The following is a 16,242-nucleotide window of genomic DNA, read 5'->3' as shown; positions in this document are numbered from 1 at the left end:
GGATTACGCTTCTCTAACTATTACGGCAATAATTGCTTGGCAGTTTGGTCGAAGCCGATTGGTATACGCCTGTTTTCTACTCTTTTTTATAGCGACTGGAAGAGAATTAACGTTAACACCCGAAATGCTTGAGGTGAGGTATAACGGTATATTATTTGGTTTTATTTTTTTACTTTATAGCAAGGATAAAGGATTTTATGCCCTCAACTTGTGTTTTAGTTTAACTGTTTTGTTATTATTGTTTGTGTTGAGCTGGTTTGCGATACCGTCAATACAACTATTCAGTCAGACATGGTTAACCTTGATTGACAGCCTACTATTTCAATTATCACCGCACATTCGCGCTTTTATCACTCCTTTAAACAGTGTTTTATTAATTATTGGATTATTGCTTGGGTTGTTAAGGTTATTTCAAAAAACCGACAATACCCACAATGCTTTGTATTTTGCCTTGGCATTAAGTGCGTTTATGCACATTTATCAGGATGTCGAGTTTGGACTGGTCACAATAATTAGTTTGATGAGTTTGTTCTGTTATTCAATACTCAAAGATAGCTTTATGATGGCCTTCAGAGATGAGCTAACAGATATTCCTTCAAGACGTGCACTGGTGCAATATGTGCAAACTCTTGGACGTAAATATAGTGTAGTGATGTGTGATATCGATCACTTTAAAAAGTTTAATGATACCTATGGTCATGACGTGGGTGATGAAGTATTAAAGTTGGTGGCCAGTAAATTAAATAACATATCAGGTGGTGGAAAAACATTTCGTTTTGGTGGCGAAGAATTCATCATCATTTTTCCTCGTAAAACAGCGGCGCAAGTAATACTTTTTGTCGAAGAAGTACGTCGAACTATCGCCGATTACGACATAACACTTAGAGCCAGTCCTCGACCACCTAAATCAAAAAAGGTTTTAGCTAAAAAACTTTTAGCAAAAAAAACTTTTACTAAAAAGATAACCACAGAAAAGATCGTCAAAGTGACAAGTAGTTTTGGTATTGCACAACGAACCAAAGAATACTCAAGCTTTGATAACATAATGAAACAAGCTGACATAGCGTTGTATGCGGCAAAAAAAAAGGGAAGAAATTGTGTGAAGGTAGCAAATCAATGAGTCTAGGCCTATGAATATTGAAAATATTAAAGGCATTAAAAAATTACTCATTTTAGGATATGTATGGCCTGAGCCAAATTCATCTGCCGCTGGTAGCCATATGATGAGTTTATTAACTTTATTTGTTAAGCAAGGTTGGCAAGTCACTTTTGCTAGTCCTGCACAGCAAACTGAACATAAAGAAGATTTGACTAGATTAGGTATTGATGAACGGGCAGTAACGCTTAATTGTAATAGTTTTGACGACTTCATCCGGGATCTCAACCCTAATACGGTGTTGTTCGATCGTTTTATGCTTGAAGAACAATTTGGCTGGCGAGTAGCTAAACATTGCCCCGATGCATTACGCATATTAGATACCGAAGATTTGCATTCACTTCGTCATGCAAGACACCAAGCTTTAAAACAAAATCGACAATTAGAAAAGGAAGATTTAAATAGTGATGTGGCTAAAAGAGAAATAGCAGCTATTTTTCGCTGTGACTTAAGTTTGATTATTTCGGATTTTGAAATGGAACTACTCAAAAACCATTACTTAGTACCTCAAAAAATTCTATTACATTGCCCTTTTATGCTCGACTTAGAACACTTTACAACATCAGAAAAAAGCTATTCTGACAGGCAACACTTTATTAGTATTGGTAACTTTCGCCATGAGCCGAACTGGGACGCAGTACTATTTTTAAAACAAAACATCTGGCCAATAATTCGCAAACAATTACCTAAAGCCGAGTTGCATATATATGGCGCCTATCCACCACCAAAAGCAACACAATTACATAATTCCAAACAAGGATTTTTAGTTAAAGGTTGGGCAGAAGACGCCAAACATGTCATGCAACAAGCAAGGGTATGTTTAGCCCCGTTGCGTTTTGGTGCAGGTATAAAAGGTAAATTAGCAGAAGCTATGTTTTGTGGCACACCTAACGTTACTACTCACATTGGTATTGAAGGCATGACGATGGGTTTGGACTGGGCTGGGTTGATAACAGTTTTAACTGATTTTGATAACCAAGAAAACATGGCTATAGACTTTGCAAAACATGCAGTGCAACTCTATGAAAACCAGACGCTGTGGCACAAAGCACAAAAACAGGGGTACCAGCTTATTAAAAATAATTTCGATAAAGACAAAATCCAAGCGAAATTACTGACACGTATATTCACTATACAAAACAACTTGGACACCCATCGTTCAAACAACTTTATTGGGCAAATGTTGCAACATCATTACATGAAAAGTACCCAATACATGGCGCAATGGATTGAAGCCAAAAATCGTTGAAATGAATGTTTAACATGTCTTTACACAAGCTCACTGAGACATATTTCAGGGCTCTTATTGATTAGATGTTTGGAAGGGATGTACTTGATAATCACCCATATTTTTATGTCAAACTTATGTTCCACTTCAGTTCGATTCTTTATCAATTTGAACCTACAGTATTTTTATTCTAGTACCAATACGATGGCATCCAATTTAAATTCTTTTGAGTATTTTTTAGGTGCTGCCATTTTCTATCCCAAGTTAAGATTATTATGTCTTAACTTGGGTAGTCGGATCTATTCAACCAGGTCAAATCTTGATGATGGCTTTTGGGTTAGTACGTTACAAAACACTTTTTCCGAGGCTAGCAAACCGGTGATGACCAGTGAGGAACACTTTGTGGGTAGCGATAGTCTGGTCCAGAAAAATCTCTTGAAGATAGCTCTATCGTTATGACATCGATTCGTGAATCACGCAACTTGCTAACCAGCACTGGTAAGTCTTATAAGAAATAATTTCTTTGGTATTATATATGATGGTAAAATTAAATTTCACGACTGTTTGGTACGCCAATCTTCCAAACATTCCAATTTTTAACGATATGGTCTGAAATAGTACTTCCTACTAGCATTATATTTTCAACCGTTTCGGCAAAACCACCAGCAGTTTCTCCAGGTGCTGGGTCAAGGTGTTCTAAAGTGGTTTCGTTTGGGTTACCTTGATCAAAATTAACTGAACCACGCAAACTCAGAATTCGTTGTTTACCGTAAAGTCGATTTATCACTTGAGTAATCGCAGTAGCTTCCATCTCAGTTGTTATATAATCATCTGCACCATATAACTCGCTTATATATTGGGCTTGTTTTGATAACCCAGGTCCATGAAAAAATGTATCACCAGTAATATGAGTGCCCTTTAGCACTTTAGGTAATCGTCTTGCAGCAGGCTGTGGATAACGCATTCGGTAAACTTGTGCACTCGCAGAGTCTTTCAATTTTATATCCGAGGTTAACGCCATGCCCCATTTAACTAGCAAAGGGTTGAGTTGGTATCGGCGGATGCTTTCATATCCTTTACGTGGCATAAAAGTCGAGGCACCTGCCTTACCTTCTTCTGGTGCCCAGCGGTGGCCTAAATCGTAATCGATTACCCAACTGCCCCATGTCACGTCACCTATGGTTCCTCTTGACGGTGGTGTGCCTCCCACTCCACTTAGAATGAAATAAGTATTTGTAAAATCAAACTTATTGTTTAATAAAATAGCCTGCATGGATGCAGACGATGCAACTTTACCCATGCCTAAGATGCCACCACATATACCGTCGTTATCGCAGAAAACAGGTTTAAGTGTGCCTTTTACATCTATTGGTTGGCTGTCTCTAAAATAACGTTGATACCAATGCTGGAACTCACCAGCTTTATCACCTGTGTTCGCACCAATTTCAAACATGGCAGCTATAAATACTTTGACTTGAATAGGTTTGTTACTGGCGGCTAAATGGTTACAAAACGTAATTGAAAAAAATAAAGTTAGCCCTGATATTTTGTGCATTTCTGGAATATTCCTCTGTAATGAAATTGTTTATCGACTTACTAAAACGGCTTACTTCAATGATCCTCAGATTCAACCTTAACGTCTACTATCAACAACTTTTTCCAATGTTGCCAAAAAAGGTAATGGTTCATAATTAATGGGTAACTGGATTAATTTTTCAGCTTTTGTATTGAGTACCAATAAAGTAGGAAAACCAGTCACTTGGTAGTTTTGCATAAAACTTTTACCCTCTGGTGACTCGTACTCAATTCGCACATAAACAAAGTCTTGTTTAAGTTGTGTTTTAACCCGTTCATTAGAAAACACCTGTTCATCTAATTTACGACAGGCTGGACACCAAATAGCTGACATATCTGCTAACACTAACTTATTTGAACGTTTGGCTACCTGCAGGGCTTCCTCTAAGGTAATTGATTCTAAACCTGTTGCATCTATGGCTTGTTGTCCTAGATAGCCCTGCACGGTTTTATTACTGTAGTAGCCCATGACTGATATTAGTATGATGATCCCACATATATCTAATACTTTTCTAACAGGTGAGCGTGTCTGGTCATTTGGTTTGTTGATTGACATCTAACTATCTTAAATAGAATTGGTGGATTGTAGTTGGCAATATTCAATGATTTTATCTACCACAGCAGATAATCCATTGCCTCTGGATTGACTGAGGTGTTTACCTAAATGTAATGTTTTAAGATAATCAGCTAAGTTAAACATTAAAACTTGATGCGCGGTCTTTCCTGAAAGTGCTTCAAACACCACGGCCAACAAACCACGTACAATCTTGCTAGGCGAATCGCCCTCTAACACAATGCTGCCTTCATTTATAAAACACCTTATCCATACTTGGCTTTCACACCCATGCACCGCGGATGTTTCTGTTTTATATTGGTCTTTTAGTCTGACTAAACTTTTGCCTGCTAACATCAGTTGCCTGTACGTTTGATCCCAGCTTTTTGCCTGTTTAATTAATTCGGCAATGGGTGTTAGTGATCGTTTTATTTGGTTGGAGTCAAACGATGTGGCAACTGTTTTTATTTGAGTTGCAGACTCAGTTAACAAATTAATACATTCCGTAAGTGCTTGACCAAAACTATTGATATCAGCACTGTTATTGTAAGCCGCAAGGGACACTCTGATGGTGCCATCAATACCTAATGTCTGCATCAAGGGCATAGCGCAGTGATGCCCTACCCTAACCGCAATATTACGCTTATCTAACAACACGGCTAAATCGTAATGACTGACCCCTTGTACGGTAAAAGATTGCACACAAATACTATTAACTATATCACCCCATAACCTAACCTGCGGAATAACTGACAATGTATCAAGCAACTGTTTATACAAATTGTTTTCAAGCACTAACAGCTCATTTCTGTGCTGTTGAATAAACTCACTGGCAACACCTATACCCAACACACCTACAATATTTGGTGTACCAGCCTCAAACTTTAGCGGTGGTGCTTGAAATGTGGTGTGTGCAAAGCTGACTTGTTTAATCATCTCACCACCTAATTGATAAGGTGGTAGTTGCTCGAGTAAGTCGTACTTACCATATAATACACCTATGCCAGTAGGGCCAAACATTTTATGGCCACTAAACACATAAAAATCACAATCCAATTGTTGAACATTCACTGTTAAATGGCTGACGGCTTGTGTACCGTCTATTAATGTTAAAGCGCCTACTTCTTTAGCCTTGGCAATAATAGTTTCAATAGGATTGATGTTTCCTAGCGCATTTGATACGTGACCTATGGCAACTAAAGCGGTACTAAAAGTGATCATTTGTAATGATTCTTCAAGCTTTAACACACCGTTAATATCTATTGGCATTACCTGAAGCTGCAAATTAAGAGTTTGAGCTATTTGTTGCCAAGGTACGATATTAGCGTGGTGTTCCATTGCTGATATTAAAATACTATCACCTGCTTTAAAAACACTTTTAGCCAAGCCACTGGCTACAAGATTGATACTTTCAGTAGCACCTTTAGTCCAGATAATTTCTTTGTGACTTTTAGCGCCAATAAAATGTTGAATATGTTTGCGAGACTGCTCAAATTGTTCGGTAACATTGGCTGCCAAATGATGACTAGAACGATGCACATTAACCGTTCGCTCTTGATAGTACTGTTGAGTAATATCGACAACTGTCTGCAATTTTTGACTGGTTGCAGCGCTGTCCAAATAGACACAGCGTTCTAAACGTGAATTAGAAAAAAAAGGAAAATATTGGCGTAGAGTGTTAGATGACTTAGATGACATTAATTTTATAAGCAAATAAATTGTCCTATTATTGTTGTCAATCGTGGTCAGATTAGCAAGGTATTTCAGCTGATCCACGATACACAGTATTTTCAATATATTATATTAAGTATTAAAATCCTGCATTGATAAACAATGTTTAATGCTGGGTATCAGATCTTCTTGATGATGATTCACATATAACAAAGTGGTCATCCCTTCCCTTGCGAGTAAATCAATCAAGGCCAATACTTTTAGACGGTTGATATCGTCTAGACCATTACATGGCTCATCTAGAATCAATAAAGCTGGATGTTTAACCATTGCACGAGCAATCAGCGCTAAACGTTGATCGCCAAAAGACAGCTCTTGAAAAGACGTGGCAGCTTGCTTGTCTAATCGCATCAATACCAACCATTGTTGTGCTAATGTCGTCTGATTTTTTGTTGCTTGTTGATACATGCCAACACTGTCATAAAAACCAGACAACACCACATTTAACAATGAACAGTTCACTCGATAATCTAAATGAAAAGCATTAGACAAATAGCCTATGTATTGTTTGATTTGCCAGATACTTTCACCACTGCCACGTTGATAGCCAAACACATAAATATCGTTCACATAACACTGCGGATGATCACCTGTAATCAAATTCAATAAGCAGGTTTTGCCAGAACCATTTGGGCCAGTTACTTGCCAATGTTGTTGCGGTCGAATCGTCCAATTCAAATTACTAAAAACAATGTTTTCAGCATAGTTAACCTTGACACAATTTAACTTTACGAGAGGTGCAGACGCGTCTAAAGGATGTGGAGCAAAACTATCACCGTCTTTTACTGGTAATATTAAGTCTTGTTGCTGCATATGTTGTAACTGACTAATATGAGTGAGTCGTTCAGCTAAATCATTATCTACATCTGTCTGCCACTGAATAGTGCCTGACTGCATCAGCACTAACTGCTCACAAAAGATTGGGATTTCGCTTAAACGATTGAGTACTAAGATTAAAGTAATCTTGGTGGATAATTCCAAAAGCAACACATTAAAGTCAGCGCAAGCTTGTTTGTCTAATCCATCCCATGGTTCGTCTAGAATTAATAATTCAGGTTGCCTCAATAATGCTTTAGCCAACATTAACTTTCGGGTTTCACCAGTAGACAAAGCACGAAATGGACGCTGCAACATATCAGCGAGCGCGAAAACGTCGCTCACTCTTGCTAGTAGCGTTTGCTCAATATCATTAGGGCGTAAACCTTCAAGTAATATTTCTTCAACTGTGGTGGCGATTGGAATGATATCTAGAATGTCAGCACAATCTTTTTGCTTCTCAGCTTCTATTAATGCCTGTTGTTGCTCAACCGACACCCAGCCAACATGAGACGTCACTTGCCGCTGTCCATCTTGTAATTCACCGCGGCCGGCAACCAATGCTGCAAGTGCAGATTTTCCACTGCCATTTGGTCCCAATACAACGGTGTGCTGTAACGGCTTTACCAAAAAGGAGTCAATATGTAGATGAAAATGTTCAGCAAAAATAACATGGCAGTTTTGAAGTGTTGCTAACGACATAAATATAAACGTTAAAAAATTTGCTATATCCTAGCAGAAAATTTATTCCGTTCATTCTAATCTCATAATCTATGGCTCATTAATTTGTGTCACCTGATAAATTAAATTAGACCTTCACTACCGTGTGCATTGAATATGTGAACCAATAAACAAACATATTTTAAATATTCTATTCAATTCAATTCAATTAACGTAATTGAGTTATAACTCAACCACTGACACAACCAATGGCTAGAATCTTATCTACCGATAATTGGCAAATCGGCTTAATAATGCTAGCTCTAAAACAGCCAGAAAATTACAGAAACGAAAAATATGACATCAAAGAGTGATGCAATTCCTATCAAATTTTATAGAACCATACACCATTCCTAATGACCTAAACACATCTACGCTCACACGCAAATATAATGCTGTGGCCATTAATATATGACAAAAACTATTAGGTTATAAATTAGGTTATAAATAGTGTTAATCATTTAAAGAGTCATTCTTTGTCTCTTTTTTAACACTTGTATCATCTTTAATATCCTCACTTTGGTCATCAACAATATCTACATCGTTTTTTGTATTAGTTTCAGAAGTGGTTTCAACATTCTCATTATTCTCATCTAGTTTGGAACTTGGTGTTCCATCTGGAAAAGATAGAAAAGGAAATGGCATTTCATCGGTCTTGAATGTTAGAAACAAAGTGATCTGATACAGGTAAGTGCTTAGATTCTGACCGAGGGGTAACACCGCTTTATTGATCTGCCCTTTAAAAAGCAGTGTTACAAATTGAAAAATGGCTACTAAGGTCACTATTAATTTTGCTACTCCCGAGATAATGGAAAAAACAACCATAAACAAACCTCGCTTCCATGTATCCATATTAGTTAATGTTGCTTTAGTCTTTTCGTTCATTTGAGTCTCCTGAAATAATATTTGGGTTATACGATTTATTGTTCTTAGGTAATATAAAGCAATTATGAAGCCAATAATATTAAGTCTTAAAATCAACAAGTTAGATAATAAGTTAAATTATAATGTGTAAAAAACACAAGATATTATGTTTTAAAGCCAATTTGTGATGAAAACTACTCAACCTCAGATAAATATAAATATTTAATTGGAGTCATATTAAAATTAATTAAGGGTGGTTTCACGTTAAGAAGACACAACCAACATGAGTGGTATAGGTTTCAATTTATGTTAAATACGGATTGACGCAGCATGTAATTCTGGCGTGCTTTAAATAGACATCCATCGTGATTTTTTAATTTCAGTTTGGATGTCCTGAAAAATCCCTTGCTGTTATTCACTCCCACACCTTGTTAATTGCACCTCTTCAATGTTGCCCGCCGGCACAAAACCAAATACCTGACCGTAAAAACTCAGTTCAGAATTAAGTGCTTTGATATTATTTGCTGGTTGTCTAAAGCCATGTCCCTCACCTTCAAAAGTGATATAGGCAGTATCAATACTATTATCTTTTAAGGCGTTAAATATTAATTCAGATTGATTAGGCGGAACTACTTTATCGTCTAATCCCTGAAGTAACAGCAAGGGAGCCGTTATATTTTCAACACTGTTAATAGGTGAACGTCGATCGTAGACGCTTTTCATCTCAGGGTAAGGTCCTATTAGTTGGTCAAGATATCGCGATTCAAACTTATGGGTGTCTCTAGCTAATATACCTAAATCACTGATCCCATAATAGCTGGTACCTGCTTTAAATACATTTTGAAACGCCAAAGCCGCCAACGTAGTATATCCACCAGCACTACCACCTCGAATGGCGACTTTATCAGCATCTATAAAACCTTCAGAAGCGAGCCACTTAACGCCATTTGATACGTCTTCAACATCCACTATTCCCCAATTGGGATAGAGTTTTTTCCTAAACGTTCTACCATATCCGGTACTACCTCTATGGTTTACATCAAAAACAGCAAATCCTCGGCTTGTCCAAAATTGAATACCTGGATTTAGGCTTGAATCTGTAGCACTAACAGGCCCTCCATGTACCTTAACGATAAGCGGAGGCGAGGTATCTTTTGCACCTGTAAAATTACTATTTTGAGGAGGATAATAGAAACCGTATGCTATTTCATCGATTCCAGTAGGAAATTTAACTGACTGGGGTAGAGATAGAAAACTTTTTTCTATTTCAGGTCCATTAGGCTGATAAATTTTTTCGTAGTTGTTATCTGTTAACTTATATATGGCGTTGCCCGAACTAGGTGTTGATGCCCTAAAGTAAACAGTATCACTTGCCACAGAAATTGAATCAGCTGATGAGAATACATCCCCAATGTTGATCATTTCACCTGTAACTAAGTTAACTCTCGCGATGTGAACACTTCCCTGCTCTGAGTAAGCAATAATGGCGTAATCATCATTTTCAATGCTATAGCTATTAATTTCAATTTTTTTATCAAGCACTTTTTGTGGCTTTTTCTGCTTTTCAGATGGGTTCTCTATCCGATATAAAGTCCACCAATCTTCGTAATCGGCAATGAAATAAAGCATGCCATTTTTAGAATAATGAGGATGTTTTATCGACACATTACCATCTTGTGGGACTTCAACAACACATTCAATTAAACCCTCTTCACTAAAATTAATCACGCGTAATTGTGTATCGTCCCAAGGCATATTCGGATGTAGCCAAGTGACAAAAGCAACTGATTTGCCATTTGGTGATAGATGCGGGGCACTGACAAAATCCGTTCCTTCGAATAATATTGTTTCTTTATTCGCCTCGTGTACGTTGATAGCCACAAGCGTATTGATGGGTTCACCGATGCCTCGATGATCTTCTCTGACACAAATAAGACGATTATTTTTTTGATCTGCAATACATTCCATATATCGCAAGCCCGGACTAGTGATAGCCTGAGGTGTGCCATTTTGCGAAATGCGATATATTTTCTGATCAGTAAATTCAGAATAATAAATGTCTTCTCCAGTAACTAAATAAGGACGTCCGCCGTATTCATGAACACGAGATCTAACACTCACTTTACTTGACGTTAGCTGTATTGCAGTATTTGATTCATTTAATTTGAAAAGTACATTTTTGCCATTTGCTGATGCTTTTGACTCTACGAAATAGAGTTGATTATTTTCAACTGTAAGATACGAAACGTTGTCTGATACTTCAAAAATACTCGCTGCAGTGATGGGTGATTCCCAAGTTCCGTATGCTGCTGTGGTGTGACTCATTGTTTCAGGCGCCTCAATGTTTGGTTTAAAAACTTAGCAAACAGTAACAACTACACTATTAAATTTGTGACTGTTTTTGCATTTATTATTGGTCGATAATGTTTATTTATAATTAAAAAATAGCGAACAGTTTATGTACAGCCATGTCTTACTTGTCGCGAAAATCATACCATGTGCCTTCATTTTTTTAAAAGTAGTTGTATAGAGATGAACAAGACAAGCGTTCCAAATTTGGTAAATCAAAGTGAACATTTATTAAAATTTTGCTCACTCATTAATCCAACCACCAAGAGTAGTCCACGTAAAATAATAGTTAAAACATATCCTCAAATAAATTCACCGACTGATGTCTGATAAAAAGTTTATTTTGAAATATTTGTTGGTTAAAAAAAGTAATACTTCAGAACGGATTTGACTATTGAGGTTTCACCTTAGAACTTCAGCATTGTTTGATTATTATGGTGATAAAGTTTTATTTGCAAGGTTGTGTATATAGTTGCATATGTCGGTGGAAGTTATATTAATGACTTTATTATTACTAACTCCATACGCTTTACAATATTTTATCTTTGCAAGGGTTAGACTCAATTCAATAAAGTGCTTATCTCGGCTTAACCTCAATAAACACAACAGAACGTCTTTTAATCGAGAATCAACATTAATATCAAAAGCACTAAATATAACCAAGTATGCTGAGTTTTTAATTGTTAATGCTTGGGTCGCATAACAATAACCATGACAGCGAGAGGCTAAAAATTCTGGGTATGCACTAATAATGTAGCTAGACACATTAGCGAGTATGTGTTCAGTAACCCCAATATTCACTAACCATATAGTATTGCGTTGGTCACTTACGTAAACCTGACGGTTTAACTCACTTTTGATCAATTGTTGTCTAGCTTGTTTGAATAAATTTGTGAACAAACTGGGAAGTAGCGATTCATTTAGTGGTTTTTCTACGCTAATTTTAATGACACTATCATTTATAGCGCGTTTTGTTAACCTGTCAGATAGGGTGCAAAGAGGTTGAATTAGGTCACTTTTTAGATCGGCGGGTAAAAAGTCTTCATTGGTTATTGATGTTTTGGCAGCACTTTTAATTTCTTTGTAGACATAGACCTTTTGATTGTAAAGATCTTGCAGCCACAAGTGATAAACATCAATAAGCTTATTAATTGCTTCAGAGTACTTTTTTTGATTATGCCCATCATCCTCACTCTGTTTATGCTGACTCTTTTTGTTATCTAAATCTACTTTAACTTGTTTAGATTGATTCTGTTGCTCAGGCAATAATGCAATTAAGTTTGATATTTTTTCAATATCAGCATTAGCGGTAACCAAAGTAATATTATTTGCATGGTAAAAACGTTGATGAAAATAAGTCAAATCGTTCAGCGATAAATCACCAATTGATTTACTAATACCCCCATAACAGAAGTCATCTTGTTTGTTACTAACAGATACCTTTTTATGTGCCTGTTCTATACCGAGCAATTCCTGATAAATGACACCTTTATTATTGCCATCATGAATTTCACAGCGCAGATCTTCAGCATCAAAAACAGGGTTAAATATACCATTTAATAAGTAATTAATAACCAGTATAAAGGTGTGAGAACATTGACTTTGGCAATGAAAACAAGTCGTATCAGAAAACGTAGATGCGTTAATTTTGGCGTCTGTTAAGGAGGTAAGTTGAAATAAAGTTTCTGGTTTTGGAAATGCCGCACTGCGACGAAAAGCCATATGTTCAACGCCATGAGCAACACCGCTATTGTCGAATATAGGTGTATTAACTATAAAAATAGCACTAAAACCATCGCCATTGATGATATTAATATGCTTTAAACCATTTTTATGACGATACACATCTTTTGTTAACAGTGAAGTCACGTTTATATTTTTATGCGGGCAATGTTCAACGTCGTATCTTTGGCATACTTCATTGCGTTTTGATTAACACGTTTGACTATCTCTTTTGTCGGTTTAGATGCTCTTGCAATAGCCAGCTCAATTAAGTGATGATCTTCTGATTTACTACAGACAGGATCAGTTTTATGCATGTCACCCGTCATCATAAATGCCTGACAACGACACCCACCAAAGTCTTTTTCTTTCTCATCACATCCTTTACAAGGTTGCGGCATCCAATTATCACCGCGGAAATAATCAAAGGAAAAATCTTGCTGCCATATATCAGCAATAGTTTTATCTTTAACGTTTGGGAAAGTAAGAGGCAGCATTTTTGCACTATGACAAGGTAACGCTGAGCCATCTGGTGTAACGGTTAAAAAGGTTGTTCCCCAGCCATTCATGCATGCTTTGGGTCTAGTTTCAAAATAATCAGGTGTAACAAAAATAAAATGTGGCCCCTTACCCTGTTGTTGTGCTCTAAATTCATTAACAATACGCTCAGCTTGTTCTAGCTGTTGTTGTGACGGTAATAAATGATCACGGTTTTCATACGCCCATCCATAATATTGTGCGGTTGCTAACTCGACATAATCAGCTTCTAACTCACAACTTAAGCGCATAATGTCAGCGATTTGGTCGAGATTTTGTTTAGATAATACAAAGTTAAGCACCATGGGGTAACCTTGGGCTTTAACTGACTTAGCCATTTTAAATTTCTGCTCATAGGCATTACCGCGACCTGCAATTGCATCATTTAGCTCAGGATCAGCGCCTTGGAAGCTTATTTGGATATGGTCTAAGCCTACTTTTTTTAAGGTAGCAATCCGTTTTTCGGTTAGACCGATACCAGAAGTAATTAAATTGGTATAAAAACCTAGCTCTCTGGCATGTTTGACAAGTATTTCTAAATCCCTGCGCAATAATGGCTCACCACCAGAAAAACCTAGTTGTACAGAGCCTAATTCTCTTGCTTGACTGAATACATCACACCACTGCTGTGTGGTTAACTCATTTTTTGTTTCACTCATCTGTGTTGGGTTTGAACAATAAGGGCAGTGTAAAGGACAATCATAAGTGAGTTCAGCGAGTAACCAAAGTGGTGGACCAACGATGGCTTCATCATCATGCTTTGATGGAAAGGTTAAAGATTGACTAGTCATAATAAAGCCACTTTTTTTCAATGGCTATGGTAATAAATTCATCCACATCGGCAGTTAAGTTATTGGCGTCTGGAAATTTACTTTGCAATGCCTCAGTAATATGTTCAGCGTTTGTTTTCCCGTCAATAAGCTGCATGATTTCGCCCGCACCGCCATTGAGTTTAACCATGCCTTCTGGAAATAATAATACGAAGCAGTTTTGAGCTTTTTCCCACTGAAGGCGAAACATCGGATTGAGTGATAATATCGATAATGATGTGCTCACTTAAATACGCCTCTGTGATGGATAGGATTGTTAATTACGTCTTGACCAACAACTTGTTGATATGGTGCCCTGCTTTGTTGGTAGGCTAATGTCATCGAATCCAACATACTCCATAAAATATCCAGTTTGAACTGCAAAATATTTAAAGCCTCTTCTTGTGCTTTGCGACCAGTAAAGTGATCTAAGGTTATTTGCAAACCATGATTTACATCGCGTCGAGCTTGCGATAGACGCAATTGAAAATAACTTAATCCGTCGGATTTTATCCACGGGTAATTTTTTGGCCAACTATCGAGGCGGCTTTGATGTATTTCAGGGGCAAACATTTCTGTTAGTGACGAGCAGGCAGCTTGTTGCCAGTTTGCTTTTTTAGCAAAATTAACATAGGCATCTACAGCAAAACGAACACCTGGAAGGACAAATTTTTCGTCCAATAGGTCTTGTCTGTCTAAGCCCACCGCGTCTCCTAAACTAAGCCAAGCTTCAATACCACCCAAGGTCTTTTCACCCACACTGCCATCATGGTCTAAAATACGTTGAACCCACAAACGCCTGGTTTCCATATCACGGCAATTTGCTAAAATTGCCGCATCCTTGATCGGGATACTAGCTTGATAATAAAAACGATTAGCAACCCATCCTTTTATTTCATCCTTACTACATTCACCATTATGCATCGCAATATGGAAAGGGTGGTGGATATGGTAAAACCGACCTTTGTCTCTGAGTTTATGTTCAAACTGTTCTCTGGTCCAAGCTTGCATAAAAAGGGGCCTATAAATTAAAGTTAAATCGTTATTTCCATGCCATCTGTGGCAATTTCAACACCGTTGTCTAAAACAAATTGATGCTGAGGGGATTCTTCATTCAGGATAGGGTTGGTATTATTAATGTGTATCAGTATTTTTCTATCTATCGTAAATTTGTTCAACAGAGCGACTGTGCCATAATCTCCATTGACAGGCATATGTCCCATCTCAGAGCCTAATTTAGTACCTACACCTTGGGAAATCATTTCATCGTCTAACCATAATGTGCCGTCAATAAGTACGCAACTCGCATTGCACAATATACGCTCAACTTCTTCTGTACTTTCAACAATGCCCGGTAAATAAAATAAATACTTACCGGTACTTTTATCAATAATTTTTAAACCGATATTATTACCTGCCACCACTTTATCGCGATAGCGTGAATAAGGGGGCGCATTAGATTCAATAATGACGGGAACAAACTCTATACCGTTCACAGCATCAACACTAAATGGTTGTTGTTGCTCGGTTTCAATTTTGTTAAAGCCGAGCCCTCCATGCCAATGTTTTAATACATTAAATAACGGGTAAGCAGATGATAGATCTTCATAAACAACATCACTGCAATAAACATCAAGCGGCAGACCTTCGCGAAGTGTAACCAGCCCAGTGGTATGATCTATTTGACTATCAGTTAGAATAACTGCCCGAATATTAGTTCCACGGCTACCCTGCTCAGGCCAAAGTTGTGGGGAATTATTAATTTGTTCACGAATATCAGGGGATGCATTAATCAGTACCCAATCTTTACCGTTTAGGCTCACGGCTATGGATGATTGAGTGCGAGCAGTAGCTTTAATTGTACCGTCACGCAGACCTTTACAGTTTGCACAGTGACAATTCCATTGGGGAAATCCACCACCAGCAGCAGAACCAAGAACTAAAATTTTCATAAACGCCTCAACATCAAGACAAGGGGGGGAGTTAGGAGTAATTGATTGATAACTAATTACCTCAGTACTAAAAAAAACAGAAACTGAGGTAATTTATTTTTAATAATTTAAAAATATTAACGATTACTGATATACAAAGTGACTTCAAATCCTAAACGCATTTATTCAAAGTCTGGCTTAATCCACATAATTTATTCCTTACTGGTTAATAATAATCTTAGGTATTACGT

At 37.3% G+C, this 16,242-nt stretch carries 13 protein-coding genes and 1 pseudogene; 2 read left to right on the top strand and 12 right to left on the bottom strand.

The annotated features are described in order from the left end of the window. Positions 1–1,120, top strand: a 1,120-nt coding sequence (locus QZ562_RS14015) for a GGDEF domain-containing protein (RefSeq protein ID WP_293761244.1), incomplete at its 5' end; no start/stop codon positions are given. Positions 1,121–1,154: 34 nt separating this feature from the next. Beyond that, positions 1,155–2,405: a glycosyltransferase family 4 protein gene (locus QZ562_RS14010; RefSeq protein WP_293761249.1), complete on the top strand. Its 1,251-nt coding sequence runs from the start codon at positions 1,155–1,157 to the stop codon at positions 2,403–2,405. A gap of 526 nt (positions 2,406–2,931) precedes the next feature. Here the strand turns inward: QZ562_RS14010 and QZ562_RS14005 are convergent. The 12 genes and pseudogenes from QZ562_RS14005 to pqqA all read right to left on the bottom strand — a co-directional run bounded on the left by QZ562_RS14005 (position 2,932) and on the right by pqqA (position 16,200). Then, a complete protein-coding gene (locus QZ562_RS14005; RefSeq protein WP_293761242.1) occupies positions 2,932–3,939 on the bottom strand; it encodes a purine nucleoside permease in 1,008 nt (335 codons plus the stop codon). 78 nt (positions 3,940–4,017) lie between these two features. Continuing rightward, positions 4,018–4,515: a thioredoxin family protein gene (locus QZ562_RS14000; RefSeq protein WP_293761239.1), complete on the bottom strand. Its 498-nt coding sequence runs from the start codon at positions 4,513–4,515 to the stop codon at positions 4,018–4,020. 9 nt (positions 4,516–4,524) lie between these two features. Then, positions 4,525–6,225 (bottom strand): SufS family cysteine desulfurase, encoded by a 1,701-nt coding sequence (locus QZ562_RS13995; protein WP_293761236.1) that lies wholly within the window; start codon positions 6,223–6,225, stop codon positions 4,525–4,527. A 90-nt stretch (positions 6,226–6,315) separates the two neighbouring features. Continuing rightward, a complete protein-coding gene (gene modF / locus QZ562_RS13990; RefSeq protein ID WP_293761233.1) occupies positions 6,316–7,761 on the bottom strand; it encodes a molybdate ABC transporter ATP-binding protein ModF in 1,446 nt (481 codons plus the stop codon). 471 nt (positions 7,762–8,232) lie between these two features. After that, positions 8,233–8,664, bottom strand: coding sequence for a DUF4389 domain-containing protein (locus QZ562_RS13985; RefSeq protein ID WP_293761230.1), 432 nt, complete (start codon positions 8,662–8,664; stop codon positions 8,233–8,235). A gap of 390 nt (positions 8,665–9,054) precedes the next feature. Next, entirely contained in the window at positions 9,055–10,968 is a 1,914-nt protein-coding gene (locus QZ562_RS13980; RefSeq protein WP_293761227.1) for a S9 family peptidase, read from the bottom strand. Between the two features lie 456 nt (positions 10,969–11,424). Then, on the bottom strand, positions 11,425–12,861 hold the full coding sequence (locus QZ562_RS13975; protein ID WP_293761224.1) for an insulinase family protein: 1,437 nt from the start codon (positions 12,859–12,861) through the stop codon (positions 11,425–11,427). Positions 12,862–12,863: 2 nt separating this feature from the next. Further along, on the bottom strand, positions 12,864–14,042 hold the full coding sequence (gene pqqE / locus QZ562_RS13970) for a pyrroloquinoline quinone biosynthesis protein PqqE (RefSeq protein ID WP_293761221.1): 1,179 nt from the start codon (positions 14,040–14,042) through the stop codon (positions 12,864–12,866). Then, positions 14,035–14,307 carry a pyrroloquinoline quinone biosynthesis peptide chaperone PqqD gene (gene pqqD, locus QZ562_RS13965; RefSeq protein WP_293761218.1) on the bottom strand — a complete coding sequence of 91 codons (273 nt, stop codon included), beginning with the start codon at positions 14,305–14,307 and terminating at the stop codon, positions 14,035–14,037. Before pqqD ends, pqqE begins: the two co-directional genes overlap by 8 nt. Next, the gene (pqqC, locus tag QZ562_RS13960; protein ID WP_293761215.1) at positions 14,304–15,071 is read right to left on the bottom strand and encodes a pyrroloquinoline-quinone synthase PqqC; all 768 of its coding nucleotides are present in this window, start codon (positions 15,069–15,071) and stop codon (positions 14,304–14,306) included. The genes pqqD and pqqC overlap by 4 nt, the downstream gene beginning before the upstream one ends. Before the next feature lie 23 nt (positions 15,072–15,094). After that, the gene (gene pqqB / locus QZ562_RS13955; RefSeq protein WP_293761212.1) at positions 15,095–16,012 is read right to left on the bottom strand and encodes a pyrroloquinoline quinone biosynthesis protein PqqB; all 918 of its coding nucleotides are present in this window, start codon (positions 16,010–16,012) and stop codon (positions 15,095–15,097) included. 116 nt (positions 16,013–16,128) lie between these two features. Continuing rightward, a pseudogene (gene pqqA / locus QZ562_RS21305) lies at positions 16,129–16,200 on the bottom strand (pyrroloquinoline quinone precursor peptide PqqA). Between the last annotated feature and the right edge of the window lie 42 nt (positions 16,201–16,242).

The sequence above is a fragment of the uncultured Paraglaciecola sp. genome (genome assembly GCF_913058035.1).
Taxonomy (GTDB): domain Bacteria; phylum Pseudomonadota; class Gammaproteobacteria; order Enterobacterales; family Alteromonadaceae; genus Paraglaciecola.
The sequence above is the reverse complement of the archived record's forward strand: the minus strand, read 5'-3'. Positions and strand labels throughout refer to the sequence as shown.

What these genes read in the sequence shown, in the direction of transcription:
- pqqE (WP_293761221.1), bottom strand. Translation starts at nt 14,042, where the DNA reads ATGACTAGTCAATCTTTAACCTTTCCATCAAAGCATGATGATGAAGCC.
- QZ562_RS13985 (WP_293761230.1), bottom strand. Translation starts at nt 8,664, where the DNA reads ATGAACGAAAAGACTAAAGCAACATTAACTAATATGGATACATGGAAG.
- QZ562_RS14000 (WP_293761239.1), bottom strand. Translation starts at nt 4,515, where the DNA reads ATGTCAATCAACAAACCAAATGACCAGACACGCTCACCTGTTAGAAAA.
- QZ562_RS14005 (WP_293761242.1), bottom strand. Translation starts at nt 3,939, where the DNA reads ATGCACAAAATATCAGGGCTAACTTTATTTTTTTCAATTACGTTTTGT.
- modF (WP_293761233.1), bottom strand. Translation starts at nt 7,761, where the DNA reads ATGTCGTTAGCAACACTTCAAAACTGCCATGTTATTTTTGCTGAACAT.
- QZ562_RS13980 (WP_293761227.1), bottom strand. Translation starts at nt 10,968, where the DNA reads ATGAGTCACACCACAGCAGCATACGGAACTTGGGAATCACCCATCACT.
- pqqC (WP_293761215.1), bottom strand. Translation starts at nt 15,071, where the DNA reads ATGCAAGCTTGGACCAGAGAACAGTTTGAACATAAACTCAGAGACAAA.
- pqqB (WP_293761212.1), bottom strand. Translation starts at nt 16,012, where the DNA reads ATGAAAATTTTAGTTCTTGGTTCTGCTGCTGGTGGTGGATTTCCCCAA.